Origin of the sequence: Vibrio sp. SCSIO 43136, assembly GCF_023716565.1 — a bacterium.
GTDB lineage: Bacteria > Pseudomonadota > Gammaproteobacteria > Enterobacterales > Vibrionaceae > Vibrio.
Genome location: NZ_CP071848.1, coordinates 1,934,973 through 1,953,927, shown reverse-complemented (window position 1 = coordinate 1,953,927; position 18,955 = coordinate 1,934,973). Strand labels below are relative to the sequence as shown.

The 18,955-nt window shown below is 46.6% G+C and carries 19 protein-coding genes; 15 read left to right on the top strand and 4 right to left on the bottom strand.

Annotated features, from left to right (window positions below; translation table 11 throughout):
* The first annotated feature begins 39 nt into the window (after positions 1-39).
* The 9 genes from J4N39_RS09195 to J4N39_RS09155 all read left to right on the top strand — a co-directional run bounded on the left by J4N39_RS09195 (position 40) and on the right by J4N39_RS09155 (position 7,363).
* Positions 40-972 carry an ABC transporter permease gene (locus tag J4N39_RS09195; protein WP_252018400.1) on the top strand — a complete coding sequence of 311 codons (933 nt, stop codon included), beginning with the start codon at positions 40-42 and terminating at the stop codon, positions 970-972.
* A gap of 2 nt (positions 973-974) precedes the next feature.
* Complete coding sequence (locus tag J4N39_RS09190) at positions 975-1,793, top strand: ABC transporter permease (RefSeq protein ID WP_252018398.1); 819 nt, start codon at positions 975-977, stop codon at positions 1,791-1,793.
* Between the two features lie 25 nt (positions 1,794-1,818).
* A complete protein-coding gene (locus tag J4N39_RS09185; RefSeq protein WP_252018396.1) occupies positions 1,819-3,345 on the top strand; it encodes an ABC transporter substrate-binding protein in 1,527 nt (508 codons plus the stop codon).
* Between the two features lie 14 nt (positions 3,346-3,359).
* Positions 3,360-4,160 carry an ABC transporter ATP-binding protein gene (locus J4N39_RS09180; protein WP_252018394.1) on the top strand — a complete coding sequence of 267 codons (801 nt, stop codon included), beginning with the start codon at positions 3,360-3,362 and terminating at the stop codon, positions 4,158-4,160.
* 1 nt (position 4,161) lies between these two features.
* The gene (locus tag J4N39_RS09175) at positions 4,162-4,932 is read left to right on the top strand and encodes an ABC transporter ATP-binding protein (protein ID WP_252018392.1); all 771 of its coding nucleotides are present in this window, start codon (positions 4,162-4,164) and stop codon (positions 4,930-4,932) included.
* Positions 4,933-5,125: 193 nt separating this feature from the next.
* Positions 5,126-5,917, top strand: a complete 792-nt coding sequence (locus tag J4N39_RS09170; protein WP_252018390.1) for a class I SAM-dependent methyltransferase — start codon at positions 5,126-5,128, stop codon at positions 5,915-5,917.
* Positions 5,918-5,946: 29 nt separating this feature from the next.
* Positions 5,947-6,423, top strand: a complete 477-nt coding sequence (locus J4N39_RS09165; protein ID WP_252018387.1) for a GrpB family protein — start codon at positions 5,947-5,949, stop codon at positions 6,421-6,423.
* A gap of 114 nt (positions 6,424-6,537) precedes the next feature.
* Positions 6,538-6,927 carry a VOC family protein gene (locus J4N39_RS09160; protein ID WP_252018385.1) on the top strand — a complete coding sequence of 130 codons (390 nt, stop codon included), beginning with the start codon at positions 6,538-6,540 and terminating at the stop codon, positions 6,925-6,927.
* Between the two features lie 22 nt (positions 6,928-6,949).
* Entirely contained in the window at positions 6,950-7,363 is a 414-nt protein-coding gene (locus tag J4N39_RS09155; protein ID WP_252018383.1) for a hypothetical protein, read from the top strand.
* Positions 7,364-7,396: 33 nt separating this feature from the next.
* On the opposite strand, the gene J4N39_RS09150 is transcribed toward J4N39_RS09155, so the two are convergent.
* The 4 genes from J4N39_RS09150 to J4N39_RS09135 form a co-directional block, all read right to left on the bottom strand.
* Entirely contained in the window at positions 7,397-8,428 is a 1,032-nt protein-coding gene (locus J4N39_RS09150) for a methionine synthase (protein ID WP_252018381.1), read from the bottom strand.
* Positions 8,429-8,455: 27 nt separating this feature from the next.
* A complete protein-coding gene (locus tag J4N39_RS09145) occupies positions 8,456-9,430 on the bottom strand; it encodes a DUF1852 domain-containing protein (RefSeq protein ID WP_252018379.1) in 975 nt (324 codons plus the stop codon).
* A 176-nt stretch (positions 9,431-9,606) separates the two neighbouring features.
* Positions 9,607-10,506, bottom strand: coding sequence for a phospholipase A (locus J4N39_RS09140; protein WP_252018377.1), 900 nt, complete (start codon positions 10,504-10,506; stop codon positions 9,607-9,609).
* Positions 10,507-10,719: 213 nt separating this feature from the next.
* The gene (locus tag J4N39_RS09135; protein WP_252018374.1) at positions 10,720-12,285 is read right to left on the bottom strand and encodes an arylsulfatase; all 1,566 of its coding nucleotides are present in this window, start codon (positions 12,283-12,285) and stop codon (positions 10,720-10,722) included.
* Positions 12,286-12,452: 167 nt separating this feature from the next.
* On the opposite strand from J4N39_RS09135, the gene J4N39_RS09130 reads away from it, so the two are divergent.
* Genes J4N39_RS09130 through J4N39_RS09105 form a run of 6 tightly spaced genes read left to right on the top strand, consistent with a single transcriptional unit; the run spans position 12,453 to position 18,937 of the window.
* The gene (locus tag J4N39_RS09130) at positions 12,453-13,457 is read left to right on the top strand and encodes an AAA family ATPase (RefSeq protein WP_252023683.1); all 1,005 of its coding nucleotides are present in this window, start codon (positions 12,453-12,455) and stop codon (positions 13,455-13,457) included.
* A 12-nt stretch (positions 13,458-13,469) separates the two neighbouring features.
* A complete protein-coding gene (locus J4N39_RS09125) occupies positions 13,470-14,408 on the top strand; it encodes a DUF58 domain-containing protein (protein ID WP_252018372.1) in 939 nt (312 codons plus the stop codon).
* A 1-nt stretch (position 14,409) separates the two neighbouring features.
* Entirely contained in the window at positions 14,410-14,913 is a 504-nt protein-coding gene (locus J4N39_RS09120) for a DUF4381 domain-containing protein (protein WP_252018370.1), read from the top strand.
* Positions 14,906-15,952 carry a vWA domain-containing protein gene (locus tag J4N39_RS09115; RefSeq protein WP_252018368.1) on the top strand — a complete coding sequence of 349 codons (1,047 nt, stop codon included), beginning with the start codon at positions 14,906-14,908 and terminating at the stop codon, positions 15,950-15,952. Before J4N39_RS09120 ends, J4N39_RS09115 begins: the two co-directional genes overlap by 8 nt.
* Positions 15,945-17,669: a VWA domain-containing protein gene (locus J4N39_RS09110; protein WP_252018365.1), complete on the top strand. Its 1,725-nt coding sequence runs from the start codon at positions 15,945-15,947 to the stop codon at positions 17,667-17,669. Before J4N39_RS09115 ends, J4N39_RS09110 begins: the two co-directional genes overlap by 8 nt.
* Complete coding sequence (locus tag J4N39_RS09105; protein WP_252018363.1) at positions 17,666-18,937, top strand: hypothetical protein; 1,272 nt, start codon at positions 17,666-17,668, stop codon at positions 18,935-18,937. Before J4N39_RS09110 ends, J4N39_RS09105 begins: the two co-directional genes overlap by 4 nt.
* Positions 18,938-18,955: the final 18 nt, after the last annotated feature.

The window sequence follows — 18,955 nt, the reverse complement described above, 5'->3', positions numbered from 1 at the left end:
ATCCAGCCAGTAGGGTTGAACCGCAGTATTAGGTGATTTATGAGCGCTATAACTAACAAATTGGCTGAATTTGTAATGGTTGTATTTGCCGCTACCTTACTAACTTATTTCCTCACCTGGCTTAGCCCTGGTGACCCAGCGCAGATCTACTTTGAAGCACGAGGCGTATCACCTAGTGAAGAAGCGTTGCGTGAGATGCAGGTTGCCATGGGGCTGGATAAGCCTTTTATTGTTCAATATCTTGATTGGGTAAAAGGCATTTTGACCTTGGATGCTGGTCATTCGCTTAAAACTGGTGAGCCTGTCGCGGATATGGTGACACATCGAATGGGCATGACGTTCAAACTCGCCGCTTGCGCCATTGTTCTGGTGGTCTTGTTTGCGATGTTGTTTGGTGTTGTTGGCTCATTGTTGAGGGAGTCTGCGGGTGAGCTAGTGCTGCGTCTACTAGCTTTTATCGCTATCTCTATTCCTGACTTTTGGCTGGGGCTGATGCTGATTATTGGGTTTGTCGTCAATCTCAATTGGTTCAAGATTACTGACCCTTACGCAGCATCTAGTATTGTACTGCCTGCACTCACGTTGGCTCTTCCTTTGATTGGCCGCTATACCCGCCAGATTCAATCCATGATCCAAGAAGAGATGAGTAAAGAGTACGTTGTTGGTGCTCGTGCACGAGGCACTAAAGAGAGCACCATTATTTTACACCACGTACTGCCTTCGGTACTTGGAGGCTTAACCACCTTGTTTGGTTTGTCTTGTGCGCTATTGCTAGGCGGTACGGTTGTGGTCGAGTCCATTTTTTCTTGGCCGGGATTAGGCCGCATGGCATTGGAAGCGATTACTTTTCGAGACTATCCCGTGCTTCAAGCTTATGTGGTCATCATGGTGATTATTTATATGAGTGTCAGCCTGTTAGCAGATTTAGTGGCGGCACTGCTTGACCCACGCTTGAGCAAACAAGGCCAGTAGTAATGAACACTCTATTGAATAAAAAATATCAGTTCTACCTTGCGCTGTTTGTCGCACTGTTTACCGTAGTTTTGGCGCTTATTGGGCCACTATTGGCACCTCATGATCCCCTTGAGGCGGATTTTCTCTACCTATTGTCACCACCCAATGAAGAGTATCTGCTCGGGACTGACCAAGTCGGGCGCTGCATTTTGTCGCGTTTACTCCACGGTGCTGCAATCTCGCTGGGTATCACATTTGGCATGCTCGCCATCATTTTTGTGCTCGGGGTTGCGATTGGCAGTTTAGCGGGAATGCGTGGTGGCTCAACAGATACGTTTTTGATGCGTCTCTCAGATACCTTCTTAGCCTTCCCAGATATGGTGTTTGCTATCGCAGTCGTGGGTCTATTGGGGCCGGGACTTATCAATATGATGTTGGCGCTTGGCATCATCTGGTGGACCAAGTTTGCTCGTTTGAGCCGAGTGCTGATCAAAACCGAAATGCAGAGTGAAGCCATTATTGCTGCACGTATGGCAGGGGCGAGCAATTTCAAGCTGTTTCATGCTTACTTACTTCCAGCCGTAATGCCAGCCTTGTTAACTCAACTTAGCCTTGATATCGGCAACATGATGCTCGCAATGGCGGGGCTCTCTTTCTTGGGGCTGGGTATTCAGCCGCCAACACCGGAGTGGGGCAACATGCTCAGTGAAGGGCGAGCGTATCTTCAAAGCGCACCTTGGCTGGTTATTTATCCGGGCATTGCCATTTTTATCGTCGTCATGATCTTCAATGTATTGGGCGATGCTACCCGTAAGTTTTTAAACCCTGAGCGCCAATAGGGCGTCGTTAAATATGGACTTTAAGATGAAAACATTTCTTCGTACTTTGCTGCTCGCAGTGAGTGCTATTACTTGTGCATTCACTGCCAATGCAAGTGATTCGGACAAAACCGTCAATATGGCGCTATTTTGGCTAGATGGTGATGTTGAACCAACCTCTGGATGGAATGGCTGGACACTAAGCCGCTGTGGCGTGGGTGAAAACCTAGTTCAAATTGACGAGAACCTTAAGTTCAAACCAATGATCGCATCGAGCTGGAAACAACTTGATGAGCTGACCACTGAGTTTACGATTCGTGAAGGCGTGGTATTTCACAACGGTGAAAAAGTAGATGCAGCAGCAGTAAAAGCGTCACTTGAGCGTGTTGCAAACATCACAGACAGAAAAGACCTTGAACTTCCAATTGAATCTATTCAAGCAGATGGTATGCGCCTAGTGGTTACGCTGAAGTACCCATACGCAACGCTACTGAATGAGCTTGCCGATCCGCTATATACCATCATTGATGCGAATGCAGCACAAGGTAACGACAACTTCCGTTTCCAACCTATCGCAACAGGTGCTTTCAAAGTCGAGAGCTTTAACGCAGAAACTGGGCTTGTACTGAAAAAACATGCGGAATACTGGAATGGCGAGCCAAGCATTGAAACCATCAATGTTAAGTACATTCAAGATGCAGCGGCTCGTTCTATGGCACTTCAGTCGGGTGAACTGGATCTGGCAACACAAATTAGCCCAATGGATCTTAAGATTCTACAAAACGATCCAAAGCTCAACGTACTTACTGGTCCGAACCTGCGTATTTTCTTCCTGCGTACTAACTTTGACCATCCTTGGATGCAGGTGCCTCAGTTCCGTCAGGCAATCCGTCACGCTATTCGTAAAGACGTATACGCAGAGCGTATTGCTGGTGGTATTCCAGCGCGTGGTCCATTTACCGAATTGCTTCCATTTGGTCTAGGTGGTGATGATGTTTACGCTTACGATCTAGACAAAGCGAAATCTCTGCTTGATCAAGCTGGAATCAAAGATACCAATGGCGACGGTTTCCGTGAGTTTGAAGGCAAGAAACTTACGCTGAAGTACGTGAGCATGACTCACCACGGCGCTGTTGCGAAAAACATTGGTATCGCTATGCAATCTGAACTGAAGAAAGTCGGTATTGACGTTGAAGTTCTGCAAATGGAAAACCATGTTGAAGTGGCAAAACAGGGTCAATTTGACTTCATTTATGAGCGTTGGACATCTGCCCCAACGCTCGATCCTCAGTACTTCCTAGAATCAAGTTTTAAGACCGGTGCTCGTGGTAACGTTGGTGGCTACAGTAACCCTGAATTGGATGCACTGCTGGCAAAACTTGAGCGAGTGACGGACAAAGAACAACGTAATGAGCTAGGTAAACAGGGCTCTAAACTGTTGATGGAAGACGCCGCTGGCATTTTCTTGTTCTATCAACAAGGTAACCTAGTACATAACAAGCGTATTGAAGGCATCTACAAGTTTATCTCAGAGATCTACTACGTCGATGACCGCATAAAATTAGCTGAATAATTCCGTAGATAACGATGACAAAACCCATTCTTGAAGTCACTGATTTGTCGGTATCTTATGACCGCAGCTCTCAAGTGTTGAAGCAGATTGAGTTTTCCTTGCAGCGAGGAGAGATCCTCGCTGTTGTGGGAGAAAGTGGCAGTGGTAAATCGACCTTGATTCGTACTATTATCAACTTGCTCGGCAAAGGGGCAAAGATTGATACTGGGAGTGTCCGATTTGATGGCCAAGATCTGTTTCAGCAGTCGCCTCGTCAGTGGCGCTCATTGAGAGGCGGGCGTATAGCAATGGTGTTTCAAAACCCCGGTGCAACGCTAAGCCCTATGGTGAGCATTGAACGTCAGTTTGTGGAGGCGATACGCAATCACAAAGCTATCTCTAAACAAGAAGCGAAAAAACTTGCGATTGAGGAGATTGCTAAGCTCGGTCTACCAGATCCAGAAGCGATCCTTAAGTCTCGCCCTTGGCAGTTAAGTGGCGGCATGAAACAGAGGGTTGCTATAGCGATCTCTTTGGCGATGCAGCCAGAGTTGATTTTGGCGGATGAGCCGACGTCTGCACTCGATGTATCTACTCAAGAATTGGTACTTAATGAGCTTCGTCAGCGTAAAGAGCAGCATGATACGGCGGTGATTATGGTGAGCCATAACTTAGCTGCATGCGCTGCTATTGCGGACAAAGTCTTGGTGATGAAAAGCGGTCAAGTCGTAGATTTCGGAACGCTCGACCAGATCCACTCAAGGCAATCAGACTGCTACACCTGTGAGTTGTTGGACGCTGTGCCGCGACTTAAACCATCGAGTAAGGCGGTTTAATATGGCTCAAGTTGTTGAAACAAAAAACGTTTGTCAGACTTTCTTACGTAATGGTGAGAACTTCAAAGCTTTAAACAATGTCAGTGTTCATGTCGGCGATAAAGAATGCGTTGGCATTGTTGGTGCGAGTGGCTCTGGTAAATCGACGTTGGCGAGACTGCTGTGTCGAATCAAATCTGCTGACAGCGGTGAAATTACTTTTGATGGGAAACCAATCGATAGCTGGAAGCTGAATGATTATTACCAGCAAGTTCAGATGGTGTTTCAAGACCCGTTAGCGACTTTTCCAGCCAGAATGAAGGTGAAGAAGTATCTTCTTGAGCCTTTCATCAACTTCAAACTGATCAATAAATCGCAAGGTGATGCGTTGGCGCAAGAGCTTTTAGAAAGAGTTCATCTTCCAATAGAGTTGCTTGATAGATATCCCAATCAGTTATCTGGCGGTCAGCTTCAGCGAATCGCTTTTGCCCGGGCCACTGGCTTGTCACCTAAACTACTGATATGTGACGAAGCTACTTCGGCACTAGATGCTACCATCCAAAAGCAGATTGTCGCTTTGTTCCATGAGCTCAAAGCGAAGCTTAATTTTGCTTGCCTATTCATCACTCACGACCTAGCACTTGCCGAAATGCTATGTGACCGAATCTATGTAATGCATGAGGGTGAAGTGGTCGAAGAGCTCTCTAGTGGGTGCATTGTTGATGAAGCGAAACACCCAGTCACGCAAAACTTGGTGACGGCGAATCTTAAGTTGTCGAGTGCGCTTAGGTAGCAGCGATTTTAGTGTAAGGGCTAGTGAAAACTAGCCCTTTTTTTGTGCCTATCTTAGCTCGGACTTCTAGTATGCAATTGCGTGTATAAATTCGGATTTGTCTTTGTTATGTTAATCATTGTTATTTAGGCTGTTTTTGAGATCAATAGACCACAGGTGTGCATTCTAAACATTGGTGGGAAGTGAGGTACACATGGAAGACGTAATTGCACAATACACAGGGGCTGATGAAGACTCCCGACTTACAAGGCAATATATCGCCCAACTTGAATACGATACCACCATGCACAAACTAGCGACTTACCTTACGGTTGGGACTAAAGTGTGCGAGGTCGGGGCGGCGACGGGTCGATACTCGTTGGCTTTCGATGAGCTAGGTTGTGAGGTGACAGCGGTAGAACTTGCTCCGGAACAAGTAGAGATGCTGCGGAGCAAAGCGCTTGAGCAGCAAAGGTGTTTGTTGATATATCAAGGTAACGCCTGTGACTTATCGTTCATTGAAAGTGGCTCGCAGGATGTGTGTGTTATCTTGGGCCCTTTGTATCATTTGAAAACGAGCCAAGAAAGGGTTCAAGCAATAACAGAAGCTAAGCGGATTTTGAAATCTGGAGGCATTCTAGCAGTAGCGTATATTTCTAGGTTTTTTGTCGCAGGCTTATTTGCGCATAAGTTCCCACACTTGATGACACCAGCAGTGCTTAACGAGCTACATCAATCTGGCACAGTGTCTGACCCAACAGCACCTGACTTCTTTAACGTCGGCTATTTTTCTAGTCCAACAGAGATCGAAACATTACTTGCTAAGCAAGGCCTGTCTATTATATCCCATTCAGCGACAGACAGTTTTAATCGATATATCGCAACTGGTGTGAACAACTTTAGCCCATCACAATACCAAACTTGGCTCGATTACCATTTGCAGTGTTGTGATGAACCCTCATTGCTGGGAGCAAGTAATCATGGGTTGGTGGTAAGTCAGGTCTAGCAATTAGACCCCAATACATTAGGACACTTATGAAATTCTATGACCCATGCGATTACCAAGCCAAATGCGATCAGCTATTTGCTGAGTATAAGCCTCGTATAGAAAAGTTATTGCCTCACGCTACCATCGAACATATCGGTGCATCTTCCGTTCCTAATTTGATCTCTAAAGGCGACCTCGACATTTATATTGGCGTGGAAGCGGGTTTGTTAGAGGCCTCAGTGGAAACACTTAAAAAGATTGGTTTTGAGGAGAAAAGTGGCACTTTGAGAACCGATGAACTTTGCATGCTTGAGTCGCAGCGAGGTGATGATGTCGCACTCCAGGTCGTCGCCCAAGGTTCTCGCTATGAGTTTTTCCTTAAGTTTCGAGACTGTTTACGGGCAAACCCTGTATTAGTCGATGAATACAATATTCTGAAATCATCCAGCATGGATTTGTCTCATGATGAATATCGAGCCAAAAAATCTGTGTTTATTCAACGAGTCTTAGACAAAGGTGAGTAAAAATTAGCAGGTTATGTTGGGATTCATGCTTGAGAAAACTGACCATTTCGTTGTTAAGCAGTGTTCATTTGAGTTGAAGAGTGTGGCTTACTGACGTTAAACAAGGAGGTTTATATGTTTAGTCATATCATGATTGGGTCCGATGACATTGAAAAGTCACGACAGTTTTACAATGAGGTACTTGGTGTACTGGGAGTAGAAACGCCGGTTGAAAACAGTAACGACACTGGGCAAAAGCGGATTTTCTATATCCATAACGGTTCTATTTTCGGTATTACCGAGCCGATCAACCAACAAACAGTGACAACAGCCAATGGGTCAACGATTGGTTTTAGTTGTAACTCCCCCGAGCAAGTGAAAGAGTTTCATGATGTTGCGGTAGCAAATGGTGCCACTAGCATTGAAGATCCTCCCGGCTTACGAGATAACTCAACAGGCAAAAAACACCTCTGCTACTTTTTAGATCTCGATGGTCACAAGATTTGTGGCATGTACAGATGCTAGGCACTTATCTGACTTTAAGATCATGAAGACTTTCAAACTCATCTGTCATCGTGCCATTGGTCCAATTCAATTCGGCATGACTAAGCAGCAGGTGTTCGAAGTGCTCGGTGAGCCGGATGTGGTTGTTGGTCATCACTATGGGTTTCTCGGTGGGCTATTTGTGCATTTTGATGCAAGCAGCAAAGTCGAATTTATTGAAGCGACAGCCAGTGAGCAGTATGAAGTTTTGTTCGATGGGGTTGATGTACACCGAAGGCTAGCGGTAGAGGTCATTGAGGTGGCGTTGCAGCAAGATACCTTTGATGCTCAAGACCCAGACTTAGGACATGCCTACGTATTTAATCGGCTCGGGCTATCTTTTTGGCGTTCAGTGATACCAGAGAGCTTTGATGGGGAAGGGCGTTATTTTGATTCTGTTGCGATTAAGGCGCATTGAAATTTAATCATCTACACGCCTTAATCTGTGTACCTACACCAGAGCTAGTTCTTTTCTTACGATTTCTGCCCCTTCGCTCAGAGCATTAAGCTTCGCTGATGAAACCTCCCTAGACAGAGGTGCCATACCGCAGTTTGTACACGGATAAAGCTTATCAGGGTCAACGTACTTAAGCGCTTGGCGCAGTGTGTCCGCTACTTGTTGTGGTGTTTCAATTTCGTTGGTGGCGACATCAATCGCACCGACCATCACTTTCTTGCCTCGGATCAGTTCTAGTAACTCGATTGGCACTCGTGAGTTATGGCATTCCAGTGAAATGATATCAATGTTGGATTGCTGCAATTTTGGGAACACTTCTTCGTATTGACGCCACTCCGTGCCAAGTGTCTTTTTCCAGTCAGTATTGGCTTTAATGCCATAGCCATAACAAATGTGGACTGCTGTTTCACATTTTAGTCCTTCAATAGCACGTTCAAGCGCAGCGATACCCCAATCATTCACGTCATCAAAAAAGACGTTAAATGCCGGTTCATCAAACTGAATAATATCGACGCCAGCGGCTTCAAGCTCTTTAGCTTCTTGATTGAGGATTTTGGCAAACTCCCAAGCCAGCTCTTTGCGACTCTTGTAGTGAGCGTCAAACAGTGTATCAATCATGGTCATTGGGCCGGGAAGAGCCCACTTGATTGGCTTATCAGTTTGCGAGCGCAGAAACTTCGCGTCTTCAACAAAGACGGGTTTCGGGCGGCTTACTGGGCCAACCACACTTGGAACGCTCGCTTCATAACGATTACGTATTGTCACGGTTTGGCGTTTTTCAAAATCAACGCCGTCTAGATGTTCAATGAAGGTAGTGACAAAGTGCTGGCGAGTCTGTTCACCATCACTAACAATATCGATGCCAGCCTGCTGCTGCTCGTGAAGTGCAATACATAGCGCATCTTGTTTGCCATCTTTGAGTTCCGAGTCTTGCAGTTTCCAGGGAGACCATAGTTTTTCTGGTTCTGCCAACCAAGAGGGTTTTGGCAAGCTACCTGCGGTGGATGTTGGTAAAAGTGTTTTCATATATCTGTCGAACCTCTTAATCGATACTTATGCGTAACTTGCTGACCATTGTTCAAGAATGGCCTGATATGGCTTGATGAAATGCTCCTCGGCAAACTTACCTTGTTCAATCGCTAGTCGGCTGCGCTCTTCTCTGTCGTAGACAACTTGGGTAAGAGAGTGATCAGCATTTTTCAAGTTCGGTTGGTAGCGGTTGCCAGCGACTGCATTGGCGTTGTAGATCTCTGGTCGATAGATTTTCTGAAAAGTCTCCATAGTGCTGATGGTACTGATCAGTTCGAGGTTGGTGTAATCATTAAGCAAGTCACCAACAAAGTAGAATGCAAAAGGTGCAACACTGTTTGGCGGCATGAAGTAGCGTACCTGTAGACCCATTTTTTGGAAGTACTGTTCGGTGAGCGAAGACTCATTCGGCAGATACTCAAAGCCCAATACCGGGTGCTGGTTTTCAGTTCTTTGGTAGGTTTTATTGTCCGAAACGCTCAAGCAAATAACAGGTGCTTTTTTGAAGTGGTTTTTATAAGTTTGAGAGTTAAGGAAGTACTTAAATAATTTTCCGTGCAGTTCACCAAAATTATCAGGAACACTAAAACCTTGCTTGCCTTTATTATGGTCCAACAATAGAACGCTGAAATCGTAATCGCGAACATACGATGAGAAGTTATTTCCTACAATGCCTTCAAAGCGCTCATTGGTTTTATGGTCAATGATATTGGTCTTCAATACTTCGATGGATGGGAATGTTTGACCACCTTGCTCTACATCCATATCAACCGAAACAATCTCTAGCTCGACTGAGTAGCGATCACCCGCTGGGTTGTCCCAATAAGCCAATGAATTGAAACTGTTATCTATCATTGTTAGTGCGTTGCGCAGATTCTCTTGGCGGCTGTCACCACGAGCTAGATTTGCAAAATTGGTGGTGATACGAGTGCTATCTGATGGCTTATAGTTTTCATCGAGCTTGATGCTATTAATACGAAAAGTGAAGTCTGTAGTCATAATTATTAATCCCAATTCCTAAACTGAATGCTGTATGCCTAGTTTTTACTCAAGGCCTATTTGTCATTTTTGTTATGAGCTAAGGTGTTTATACCGTGCTTCAGGGTTGGGAAAAAAGCGTTATTCATTCAACATCAACATGAGGATATTTCATGATATTTTTTGCAGACTGTCGGTTATAGCAAGTCAGAAAAAACAAAACCGATGCCGATCCTTTCTTGCTTGACGTTGTAATCAATCAGGCTTTCACCGTAGCCGTTTATGTATTGGGTGTAGAGCTTGACGTTGTCTAGTAAGGGGACGGTAACACCAAGTTCCAAGTAGCCTTTACCAGTACTGACATTGTAGCGGCCCACTAGGTTGTAGTTGGCTTCTTCTCGGCGCAGGATTGCGTTGAGTTCGCCGTGTCCGTAATAGTCGATGATGTCAGGATTATCATCTCCAACAGGCGCATACTCATACTCTTTCGCATCTTCTTGTAAGCGGTGCCATAACTTGAATGAAACCGCATAGTTATGGCCCGTGTCTTTAACGTATTGCACGTAAACACGATTCCAACTACGTGACAGATATTGCACCTCTCCATTGGATTCATGTTCAAGGCCAAAGGCAATCAAACCACTTTTGTCTTCAAAGGTTGTGACTGGCATGACGTAAAAGATTTCGGGGTTGTAGTCTGTGGTTCGAAATGGTCTAGATGCATCAGCGGCGTATACTTGCCAGTGTGATTTGAGGGTCATCCCAAAGTAGATCCGGTCTTCGGTAAATAGATCTTTTACTAAAGGCATCTTCAAGCTGAGCTGAAACTTGGCTTCGGTGTTAAGAAAACTGTCTGTGAGCCCTTTGTCGTCGATGTCGTCATACACGGCAGTATTTACATTTGACATATAGGTGACAGGCAGCAGGTAATTCATTTTGTGGGTTGATAAGGTGAACGGGTTGTCTTCCGACTGTTTTTCCAGTTCTAACCGGTGTTTGATCAGATCGATGTTTTCAGTAGGCGGTTGCGGCTCTTCATCTGCAAGCACTGGGAATGCACCGAGCACTGTGCTCAATAGTACGAAACGGTAATCCATGTGACTCCTACACTTCCTTTGATCGTTAATGGGTTAGACGCTGGCTGAATCTAACGTTTTATTGTCCGTGCGTATAATATAAATAAGTGATACTAACTTCAATATACTTTCCATTTGGACAGTAAATTAAGTAGGAATGATGGAGATATGTTGAAGAAAACAAAAAAGCCCCGAGCAAGGGCTCGGGGCTTAGAAAGGTGATGAAGCTAAGGTTTACTTCATGGTCGCTACTTGTTTTTGTAGGGCATCAAGTTGTTGCATTTTTCCTTGTAGACCGAGGCTTTGGTAGCTAATAGCTGCTGGGTTCATTAGCTGACCTTGTTGCATCGGGTAGTCAGGCAGTGTATTGAAGAACTCGCCCAGTACCTCTTGCATTGGTACAAATAACCACATGTTGTCGGCCATCCAACGAAGGTACATACCTGACTCGTGCGGTGCTCTTTCAAATGGGTCGGCACGAAGGTGGATGATCTGAGGCCAGTTTGGCGAGAAGCGAACAGCATCAGAGATGTTACCCTCCATTACCGCAAAGTTAAGCTTCCAGTCACCCCAACGTACAGCATTTAGCTCACCATTAGCACTGAAGTACAGTAGTGATTCACGAGGGCCTTGCTCTTCTTTACCTTCAAAGTACGGCATAAAGTTATGGCCATCGATATGTACGCGCCAATCTTTACCGTTAGCTTGGTAGCCTTGGGCCAGTTTCTCTTTCACATCTGGCACGCCAGCCGCTGAGAGTAGAGTTGGTAGCCAATCTTGGTGCGCCATCATCTCGTTGATCTTAGTGCCAGGTTCAATCACACCAGGCCAGCGTACGAGCTGAGGAACACGCATACCGCCTTCCCAAGTAGTACCTTTTTCACCATGGAACGGTGTTGCACCGCCATCAGGCCAAGTCACTGTTTCTGCGCCGTTATCAGTCGAGTAGATAACAATAGTGTTATCTTCAACACCAAGCTCTTCCAGTTTATCCAGCAAGATACCAACATGGTCATCATGCTCTAGCATGCCATCGGCATAGATGCTCACACCAGATTTACCGATATATTTCTCTTGCAAGCGAGTCCATACGTGCATACGAGTGGTGTTGTGCCATACGAAGAAAGGTTTGTCTTCCTTCACGGCTTTTTCCATAAAGGCCAGTGACGCTTCAAGGAACTCTTCATCGGCTGTTTCCATGCGCTTACGCGTCATAGGGCCTGTGTCTTCAAGTTTGCCGTCAGCATAAGATTTGATCACACCTCGAGGGCCATAGTTTTTACGAAACTCTGGGTCTTTCGGGTAGTAATAAGTTTCAGGCTCTTCTTCAGCGTTGAGGTGGTACAGGTTACCGAAGAATTCATCGAAGCCGTGCTCGGTTGGTAAGTGCTGGTCTTGGTCACCTAGGTGGTTTTTACCAAATTGCGCCGTCACATAACCTTGCTCTTTAAGTAGATCTGCCGTGGTTGGTGCCCAGTCAGGGATACCGTGAGTAGAGCCTGGCATACCGATAGTAAGAAGGCCGGTACGGAAAGGTTCTTGGCCAGTGATGAATGAAGCACGACCCGCAGTACAAGACTGCTGACCGTAATGGTCGGTAAACAGGGCACCTTCGTTTGCAATGCGGTCAATGTTAGGGGTTTCGTAACCCATCATTCCTTGGTTATAGGCACTGATGTTCCAGTAGCCCACATCGTCACCAAAGATTGCCAGAATGTTTGGTTTGTCGGCCGCCATTGCAGTGGTTGAGGTGATCAACGCACCCACACCAACCGCAACTTTACTCATTTGCATAGCCATAATTCGCTCCAACTAGTGAATGTTTAAATTGATGCCTGACCAGTGCCACGCATCGATGGAGCTAATGTAATGTGCATGGCAGCGAGCTGTCGCTTTATAGCGGTTATAACCAATAGTTATGGGGCAGGGCGCTAAGATGAGTGAACATTCTTCATCAAGGGCATCACATGAACCAAGCACAGCAGACCATCAAACAGTTGATTGAATACACTGAAAAGCAGGTGATAGGCCAAGGTCACGTGGTTGAAGCCTTAGTGATTGGGTTGTTGACCAAAGGACATGTATTGCTCGAAGGCCTGCCGGGAACGGCAAAAACTCGCTCAGTAAAAGCATTGGCGCAAGCACTTCATACAAGTTTCGGCCGGATCCAATTCACGCCTGACCTTTTGCCTTCTGATGTGACGGGTACAGAGGTGTATCAAGAGATCGCAGGTAAGCCGACGCTACGTTTTCAAGCCGGACCAATATTCAACTCCATCGTACTGGCGGATGAAGTCAACCGAGCGCCGGCAAAAGTACAAGCAGCACTGTTAGAAGCAATGGCTGAAGGCACTATCACTGTTGCAGGTGAAACACACACGCTGCCAGAGCTGTTTATGGTCCTTGCCACTCAAAACCCAGTTGAACAAGAGGGCACGTACCCTTTGCCTGAAGCGCAGATGGACCGCTTTGCTTTAAAAGTGAATGTGGATTATCCCGATCATCAAGCCGAGCGAGACATTATCCGTTTAGTGCGTAGTGAAGAACTCACCGTTGTCGCTGCCAATGGCGACAAAGCGGATATCGATCCAGAAGCGATGGCAAACAGCATTACTCCAGAAAAGCTGCTAAAGGCAAGAGTAGAAGTCTCGCAAGTCAATGTATCTGAATTGGTTGAAAACTATATTTTGGGCTTGGTGATGGCAACTCGCCACCCGCAGCAATACCAAGCCTCACCATTAGCGCAATGGATTGAGGTCGGGGCAAGCCCGAGAGCATCAATCACTCTAGATCGCAGCGCACGTGCTAAAGCATGGCTTGAAGGTCGAGATTACGTGCTGCCAGACGATGTTAGAGCGATTGCCCCGTCGGTACTGGGGCATCGATTAACACTGTCATATCAATCGCTTGCCGAAGGTGTAACGGCTGAGGCGGTGGTCAATGAGATCCTAGATGTCGTAAACGTGGGTTAAAAGGAGTCTGCGATGAATGACTCAACGGACCTTCGCATTCACACATCACAAGCGCAGCTGATGGCGCTTAAATCCTATGCGGCAAAACTTAATTATCACCCAGCGCTCAAACACACCTCATTGATGGCTGGCCGGACTGCTTCGGCATTTCGTGGTCGAGGACTGAATTTCGAAGAGCTTAGGCATTATCACATTGGGGATGATGTGCGCAATATTGACTGGAAGGTCACTATGCGTACAGGGAAACCTCATGTGCGCAGTTACACCGAAGAGAAAGATCGTAATGTGATCATTGTGGTTGATCAGCGTAGCGGCATGTTCTTTGGTTCGCTTGAGTTGATGAAGTCGGTTGTCGCCGCTGAACTTGCTGCCCTTTACGGGTGGAAAGTGTTGAACCATGGTGATCGAGTACGCTTGATAATGCTAACACCAGACACATTGTGGATAGGGCAGCCACAGCGTCAGCAAAGTGGATACGCACAACAGTTGGCCCAGCTCGTGGCACATAACCAAGCGCTCAATGTGGAAAGCCGAGATAAACCAGAGGTGAGTTTTACTCATATGGTATCCCAGCTTGAACGAATGAAAATTAGGCAATCTACCATCGTCATCATCAGTGATTGGCACGATTGCGACGAGAACCAGCTCGATCAACTCAAACAGATGCAGCGAAGAAATGATGTGATTGCCATTCGCGTTGTTGACCCTATGGAGCAAACCATCCCTCAAAGCATGGCGCAAACCCCTTGGGTCGTAGGCGATGGCCAGTTTCAAACCAACCTAGATATGAGCAGCAAGATTGATAAGGTCAATCAGCGCCTTGAACAGTGGCAATCACAAAGCACTGCAATTCTTAATAACCTGATGGCTATTAAACGCCTGCCTTACCTAGAGGTAAATACTCTAGGAAATCATATCTCTGATTTTACAGCGCAATTTGGAGGTCGTTGACATGGTTGAGCATCATGCACCAAGCACTTACATCTTGCGTAATTTACAAGATGTTGAAGTCTTAGCCCCTGTTTCTTGGATGCCTCAAACGCTCGGTTGGAAAGTACTGTTTAGTTTGGTCGCAACCGTTTGTGTGTACTTATTAATTAATCAGATACGCCGCTGGTGGGACCAAAGATACCGTCGTGAAGCCTTAATGGTGTTAACCCGAGCCTGCGCCGAGCAACACAAGTTGGAAGAATCGACGTATCAAGTCTTGAAACTAGTCATGACCTACATTCAGCCGACGTCTGCGAGCCTATTTGGTGCGCCATTCCTGCAAGCCTTAGAGCAGATGACCGATGGGCAAGTTCGCTTTGATGACAAGCTCGGGAAGTTATGGATGAACTCGGTGGTGAATCCAAGTGTAGAGCTGTCACTCCAGCAGCGTAATGAACTTACCCTACGAGCCATGCAGTGGTTAAAGCAGCATAAACCCGCAATTGCCGAGGTGAGCCATGATTGAAGGGATAAAGCATCTAAATCTAGTGTTTGAACAACCATGGATGTTCATGGTGTTGCCTCTGCCGGTGGTGATTTACTTCCTAGTGCCTGCTTATCGCAGCAAGCAATTTGCGATCAAAGTGCCATTTTTCAATCGTATCGTTGAAGCACTTGATGAGCCTTTAACTGAAGGCGCCGACCAGCTCTCACCAAAGTGGTGGCAGCGCTTGGCGTTAATTTTTACTTGGGTGCTTATCGTTTGTGCAATGGCGAAACCTGTGGTGCTGGGTGAAACACAAACTCGGGAGAAATTTGGTCGAGATATTATGGTGGCGCTTGACCTATCAGGTTCGATGGCCGAGCAGGACTTTATCTCAGACACAGGTCATAGGTTGTCTCGTCTTGAGGCCGCTAAAGCGGTCTTGGCAGACTTTGCTAATCGGCGTCAAGGAGACCGATTGGGGCTTATTTTGTTTGGTGATGCGGCGTTTGTACAAACTCCATTCACCGATGATCTCGATGTTTGGCAAGCACTGCTCAATCAGACCGACGTAGCGATGGCCGGACAGAGCACCCATCTTGGGGATGCGATCGGTTTAGCTATCAAGGTGTTCCAGCAAAGTGAAGTGAATGATGATCGTGAGCAAGTGGTGATCGTTTTAACGGATGGCAATGATACAGGTAGCTTTGTTGAGCCGATCGAAGCGGCCAAGGTGGCGAGTGCGCTTAACGTTAGAATTCATGTAGTGGCGATGGGTGACCCAAACACCGTCGGTGAGTCGGCGATGGATATGCATACCATCGAGCGAATAGCCAAAGATACTGGAGGGCGTGCTTTTCAAGCGCTTGACCGACTGGCGCTTGAGCATGCATATCAACAGATTGATGCGCTTGAGCCGCAACGCTTTGAAAGTACCACTTATCGACCAAAGCAGAGTGCGCATCACTACTTTATCAGTTTGGTGGTAGTGATTTATTTGTTGGCGTTTAGCGCCGCTTCAATGAAACGACGATGGAACCGTCTCGCCCAATCTTCCACCGTAGGAGACAAGCATGTTTGATGGGTTCCATTTGAATGTTCAGCACTTGGTGCAGGGGTTATCCCAGTTCCATTTCTTACGTCCTTATTGGCTGTTAGCACTGCTCCCTTTGTTGGTACTGCTTTGGCTTCGCTGGCGAGAGAACACGCAGCCTAAATGGCAGCAAAACTTGCCTGAGCATCTGCGCAAAGCTCTTACTGTGGGTGAGCAAGGTTGGAAGCGTCAACTACCGATCAAAGTGCTCACTCTCGTTGTGATATTGAGTGTGTTTATCAGCGCAGGTCCAAGTTGGCAGCGTCAAGCATCGCCATTTAATGAAGATAAGGCGTCAATGTTAGTGGTGATGGATGTCAGTGACAGCATGAAGGCAACGGACATTGCACCAAGCCGTCTTGAGCGAGCAAAGCATAAGGTGCGTGACCTGATTTCTGCTCGCCAAGGTGGGAAAAGTGGCCTAGTTGTATATTCTGGCTCTGCTCACATCGCTATGCCATTGACCCAAGACAGCTCGGTTTTAGTGCCATTTCTAAATGCCATTGAACCTGAAATTATGCCAGTGAAAGGTAAGCAAGCTGAAAGCGCATTGCCCCTTATCGAGCAGCAGCTTCAAAGCACACTAGGTGCTACCGTTGTGCTGATAAGCGATGGTGTGAGTGCTCCTGCTATTGATGCTTATGCTGATTACTTTGACCAAAGCTCGCACCAGCTATTGGTGCTTGCTGTTGGAGAAGAGAGCGCTTCAAGCTTTGATTTGAACTCGTTGCAGGCTTTAGCCAAGAGAACTCAAGGCTCTCTAGTTAGAATTTCGATAGATGGCAGTGACGTTAGCCAACTAGACAGCTTGGTTGAGCGTAATATGCAGCTCAACGGTGATTCAGCCATGCCTTGGCAAGATATGGGCTATCTACTAGTTTTCCCCGTAGCGATTTTGGTCCTGTTGTGGTTTCGCCGTGGATGGCTTGTGCAATGGTGTTTGTTGGGAGCAGTACTCATGCCAATCGGCTATTCCCCAGCTGTGCAAGCGCAGTTTGTTACATCAAGCAATTCCATCGAGGTTGAGGTGGTGCCTGTAAGTTGGCAGCAAAAGATGGCTCAACGCTGGTGGGATATTTGGTTAACTCCAGATCAGCAAGGTCAACGTTGGTTTGAGCAAGGAGAATACGCTACAGCGGCGGAACACTTTCAAGACCCAATGCGACAAGGCATCGCTCACTACTACGCTCGAGAGTTTAAACAAGCACATAGTGCTTTTATGCAGGCCGCCAGAGTTGAAGTAGGCGACAAGGCGCAACTCAGCTTGGTCAATGCCGCTAGTGCATTGGCAAGGCAGCGAGAATACCTTGCCGCTCGTAACTTGCTGGCTGAACTAGCTCAAAGTGAATCGCTCAGTGACACGCTTCGTCCAATGGTTGAAAACAATCTTGAAGTGGTGAGTGGCATAGTCGAAGAGATTAACCGTGTCAGTGAAAGCCAATCAGGTACAACCGATGGACCAGAAGAGTCGTTTGAGTTGCCTGATGAAATGCCGCAAACCGCCGATGGTGCAGAAGAGAAAACCGCGGATAAGTTGATGCTTAAAGAGACGCTAAACGCCAATGAAATACTTGGTAGTCAAGAGCTGGCAGATAAATGGCTGTCACGAGTCGAGAGCGACCCCAAGCAGTTTTTGCGAGCCAAGTTTCACCTTCAGCATTTGCAATCACAGGCAGTGCCAACGCTTCCATCGGAGGTCAAATGAATAATACAGGGCTAAAACACATACTGCTGTTTGCTTTAGCGGGGCTGTTTTCTTTGATGGCCTATGCTCAGCCAATGACGTTGGCAGATATGAAGGAAAACGGTGAGTTCGAATTAGTAGCGTGGATCGATGAATCGCAGCAAAACACTCACGTACGGCAACAGACCATTCTCAATATTGAAGTAGCAACAACCCAATGGTTTACCGGTGGTACCCAAATTGGCCACGTTGACATTCCTAATGTGTTTGTTAAGCAGCTAAGTCCATTAGCCACCAATTACACCGAGCGAAAACACGGGAAAACTTGGTCTCGCCAGCGTTGGGAAGTTGCACTCTATCCAATGGCATCAGGAGATTACCTTGTGCCACCCCTTCCAGTATCTGTTCAAGTGGCAGCAAGTGACAGAAGCAAAGTAGCAGGTGTTGTCTATACACCACCAATGCGCTTTACCGCTGGACTAGCATCCGCTCACCTTTCTCACGATGGTGACTGGTTCATTGCAACTCAAGCAAGCCTTAAACAGAGAGTCGAGCAATCTAGCTCTGAGCTAAAAGTGGGCGATAGTATTACTCGAACCATCACCCTTGAGGCGCACAATAGCTTTTCTCCGTTGTTGCCAGATTTGATGCCGTTTGGGGCTAACCAAGCGTATCAAGTCTACCCACAACCTAAGATTCGACAAGACCACGTCAGGCGCACAACCAATGTCTCGACATTAGAAGAGTCCCAAGTGTATGTGTTGCAGCAAGGTGGCAGCATTACTTTTCCTGCCATCGAGTTAGTTTGGTGGAATAGTGATATCCAGCAACTAGAAACCTTGGTCGTTGAGGAGTATACCATTGAGGTTTCACACACACTCTCGTCTTGGCTGGCAGCGCATAAACTGGCTCTGATATCTCTAGTTGCAGCAATGACTCTCATCATCATGTTGTGGCTGGGTACCAATCGTTACTTGAAAAATCATCCAACGCCTGAAATAGCCCTATTGCTTACAAGTTTACATAACCAACAGTGGGCAATTGCGTTGCGATTGATCTACAAGCGGCTTCGCCACCAACAAGCTCAATTGGAGCTAGTTGATTCGAGTAGGAGTGAAGCGGACAGAGAGCGTGCAGAGCGAATTCAAAATCATCCAAGTTCTCCGCTACCTTATCTGGCTTGCTGGTTAAAAATAACCAAGGTCTGGAGGGGAGCGAAAGGTGTGGTGTTACCTAAAGCGATTCCACAGCTAGCAACGATTAAAACAAGTAAGGACCTCAAACAGTGAGAACACTTGGGTACCGAT

Excerpts from the sequence above, each read along its gene's own strand:
- J4N39_RS09195 (WP_252018400.1), top strand. The coding sequence starts at position 40 with ATGAGCGCTATAACTAACAAATTGGCTGAATTTGTAATGGTTGTATTT.
- J4N39_RS09190 (WP_252018398.1), top strand. The coding sequence starts at position 975 with ATGAACACTCTATTGAATAAAAAATATCAGTTCTACCTTGCGCTGTTT.
- J4N39_RS09185 (WP_252018396.1), top strand. The coding sequence starts at position 1,819 with ATGAAAACATTTCTTCGTACTTTGCTGCTCGCAGTGAGTGCTATTACT.
- J4N39_RS09180 (WP_252018394.1), top strand. The coding sequence starts at position 3,360 with ATGACAAAACCCATTCTTGAAGTCACTGATTTGTCGGTATCTTATGAC.
- J4N39_RS09175 (WP_252018392.1), top strand. The coding sequence starts at position 4,162 with ATGGCTCAAGTTGTTGAAACAAAAAACGTTTGTCAGACTTTCTTACGT.
- J4N39_RS09170 (WP_252018390.1), top strand. The coding sequence starts at position 5,126 with ATGGAAGACGTAATTGCACAATACACAGGGGCTGATGAAGACTCCCGA.
- J4N39_RS09165 (WP_252018387.1), top strand. The coding sequence starts at position 5,947 with ATGAAATTCTATGACCCATGCGATTACCAAGCCAAATGCGATCAGCTA.
- J4N39_RS09160 (WP_252018385.1), top strand. The coding sequence starts at position 6,538 with ATGTTTAGTCATATCATGATTGGGTCCGATGACATTGAAAAGTCACGA.
- J4N39_RS09155 (WP_252018383.1), top strand. The coding sequence starts at position 6,950 with ATGAAGACTTTCAAACTCATCTGTCATCGTGCCATTGGTCCAATTCAA.
- J4N39_RS09150 (WP_252018381.1), bottom strand. The coding sequence starts at position 8,428 with ATGAAAACACTTTTACCAACATCCACCGCAGGTAGCTTGCCAAAACCC.
- J4N39_RS09145 (WP_252018379.1), bottom strand. The coding sequence starts at position 9,430 with ATGACTACAGACTTCACTTTTCGTATTAATAGCATCAAGCTCGATGAA.
- J4N39_RS09140 (WP_252018377.1), bottom strand. The coding sequence starts at position 10,506 with ATGGATTACCGTTTCGTACTATTGAGCACAGTGCTCGGTGCATTCCCA.
- J4N39_RS09135 (WP_252018374.1), bottom strand. The coding sequence starts at position 12,285 with ATGGCTATGCAAATGAGTAAAGTTGCGGTTGGTGTGGGTGCGTTGATC.
- J4N39_RS09130 (WP_252023683.1), top strand. The coding sequence starts at position 12,453 with ATGAACCAAGCACAGCAGACCATCAAACAGTTGATTGAATACACTGAA.
- J4N39_RS09125 (WP_252018372.1), top strand. The coding sequence starts at position 13,470 with ATGAATGACTCAACGGACCTTCGCATTCACACATCACAAGCGCAGCTG.
- J4N39_RS09120 (WP_252018370.1), top strand. The coding sequence starts at position 14,410 with ATGGTTGAGCATCATGCACCAAGCACTTACATCTTGCGTAATTTACAA.
- J4N39_RS09115 (WP_252018368.1), top strand. The coding sequence starts at position 14,906 with ATGATTGAAGGGATAAAGCATCTAAATCTAGTGTTTGAACAACCATGG.
- J4N39_RS09110 (WP_252018365.1), top strand. The coding sequence starts at position 15,945 with ATGTTTGATGGGTTCCATTTGAATGTTCAGCACTTGGTGCAGGGGTTA.
- J4N39_RS09105 (WP_252018363.1), top strand. The coding sequence starts at position 17,666 with ATGAATAATACAGGGCTAAAACACATACTGCTGTTTGCTTTAGCGGGG.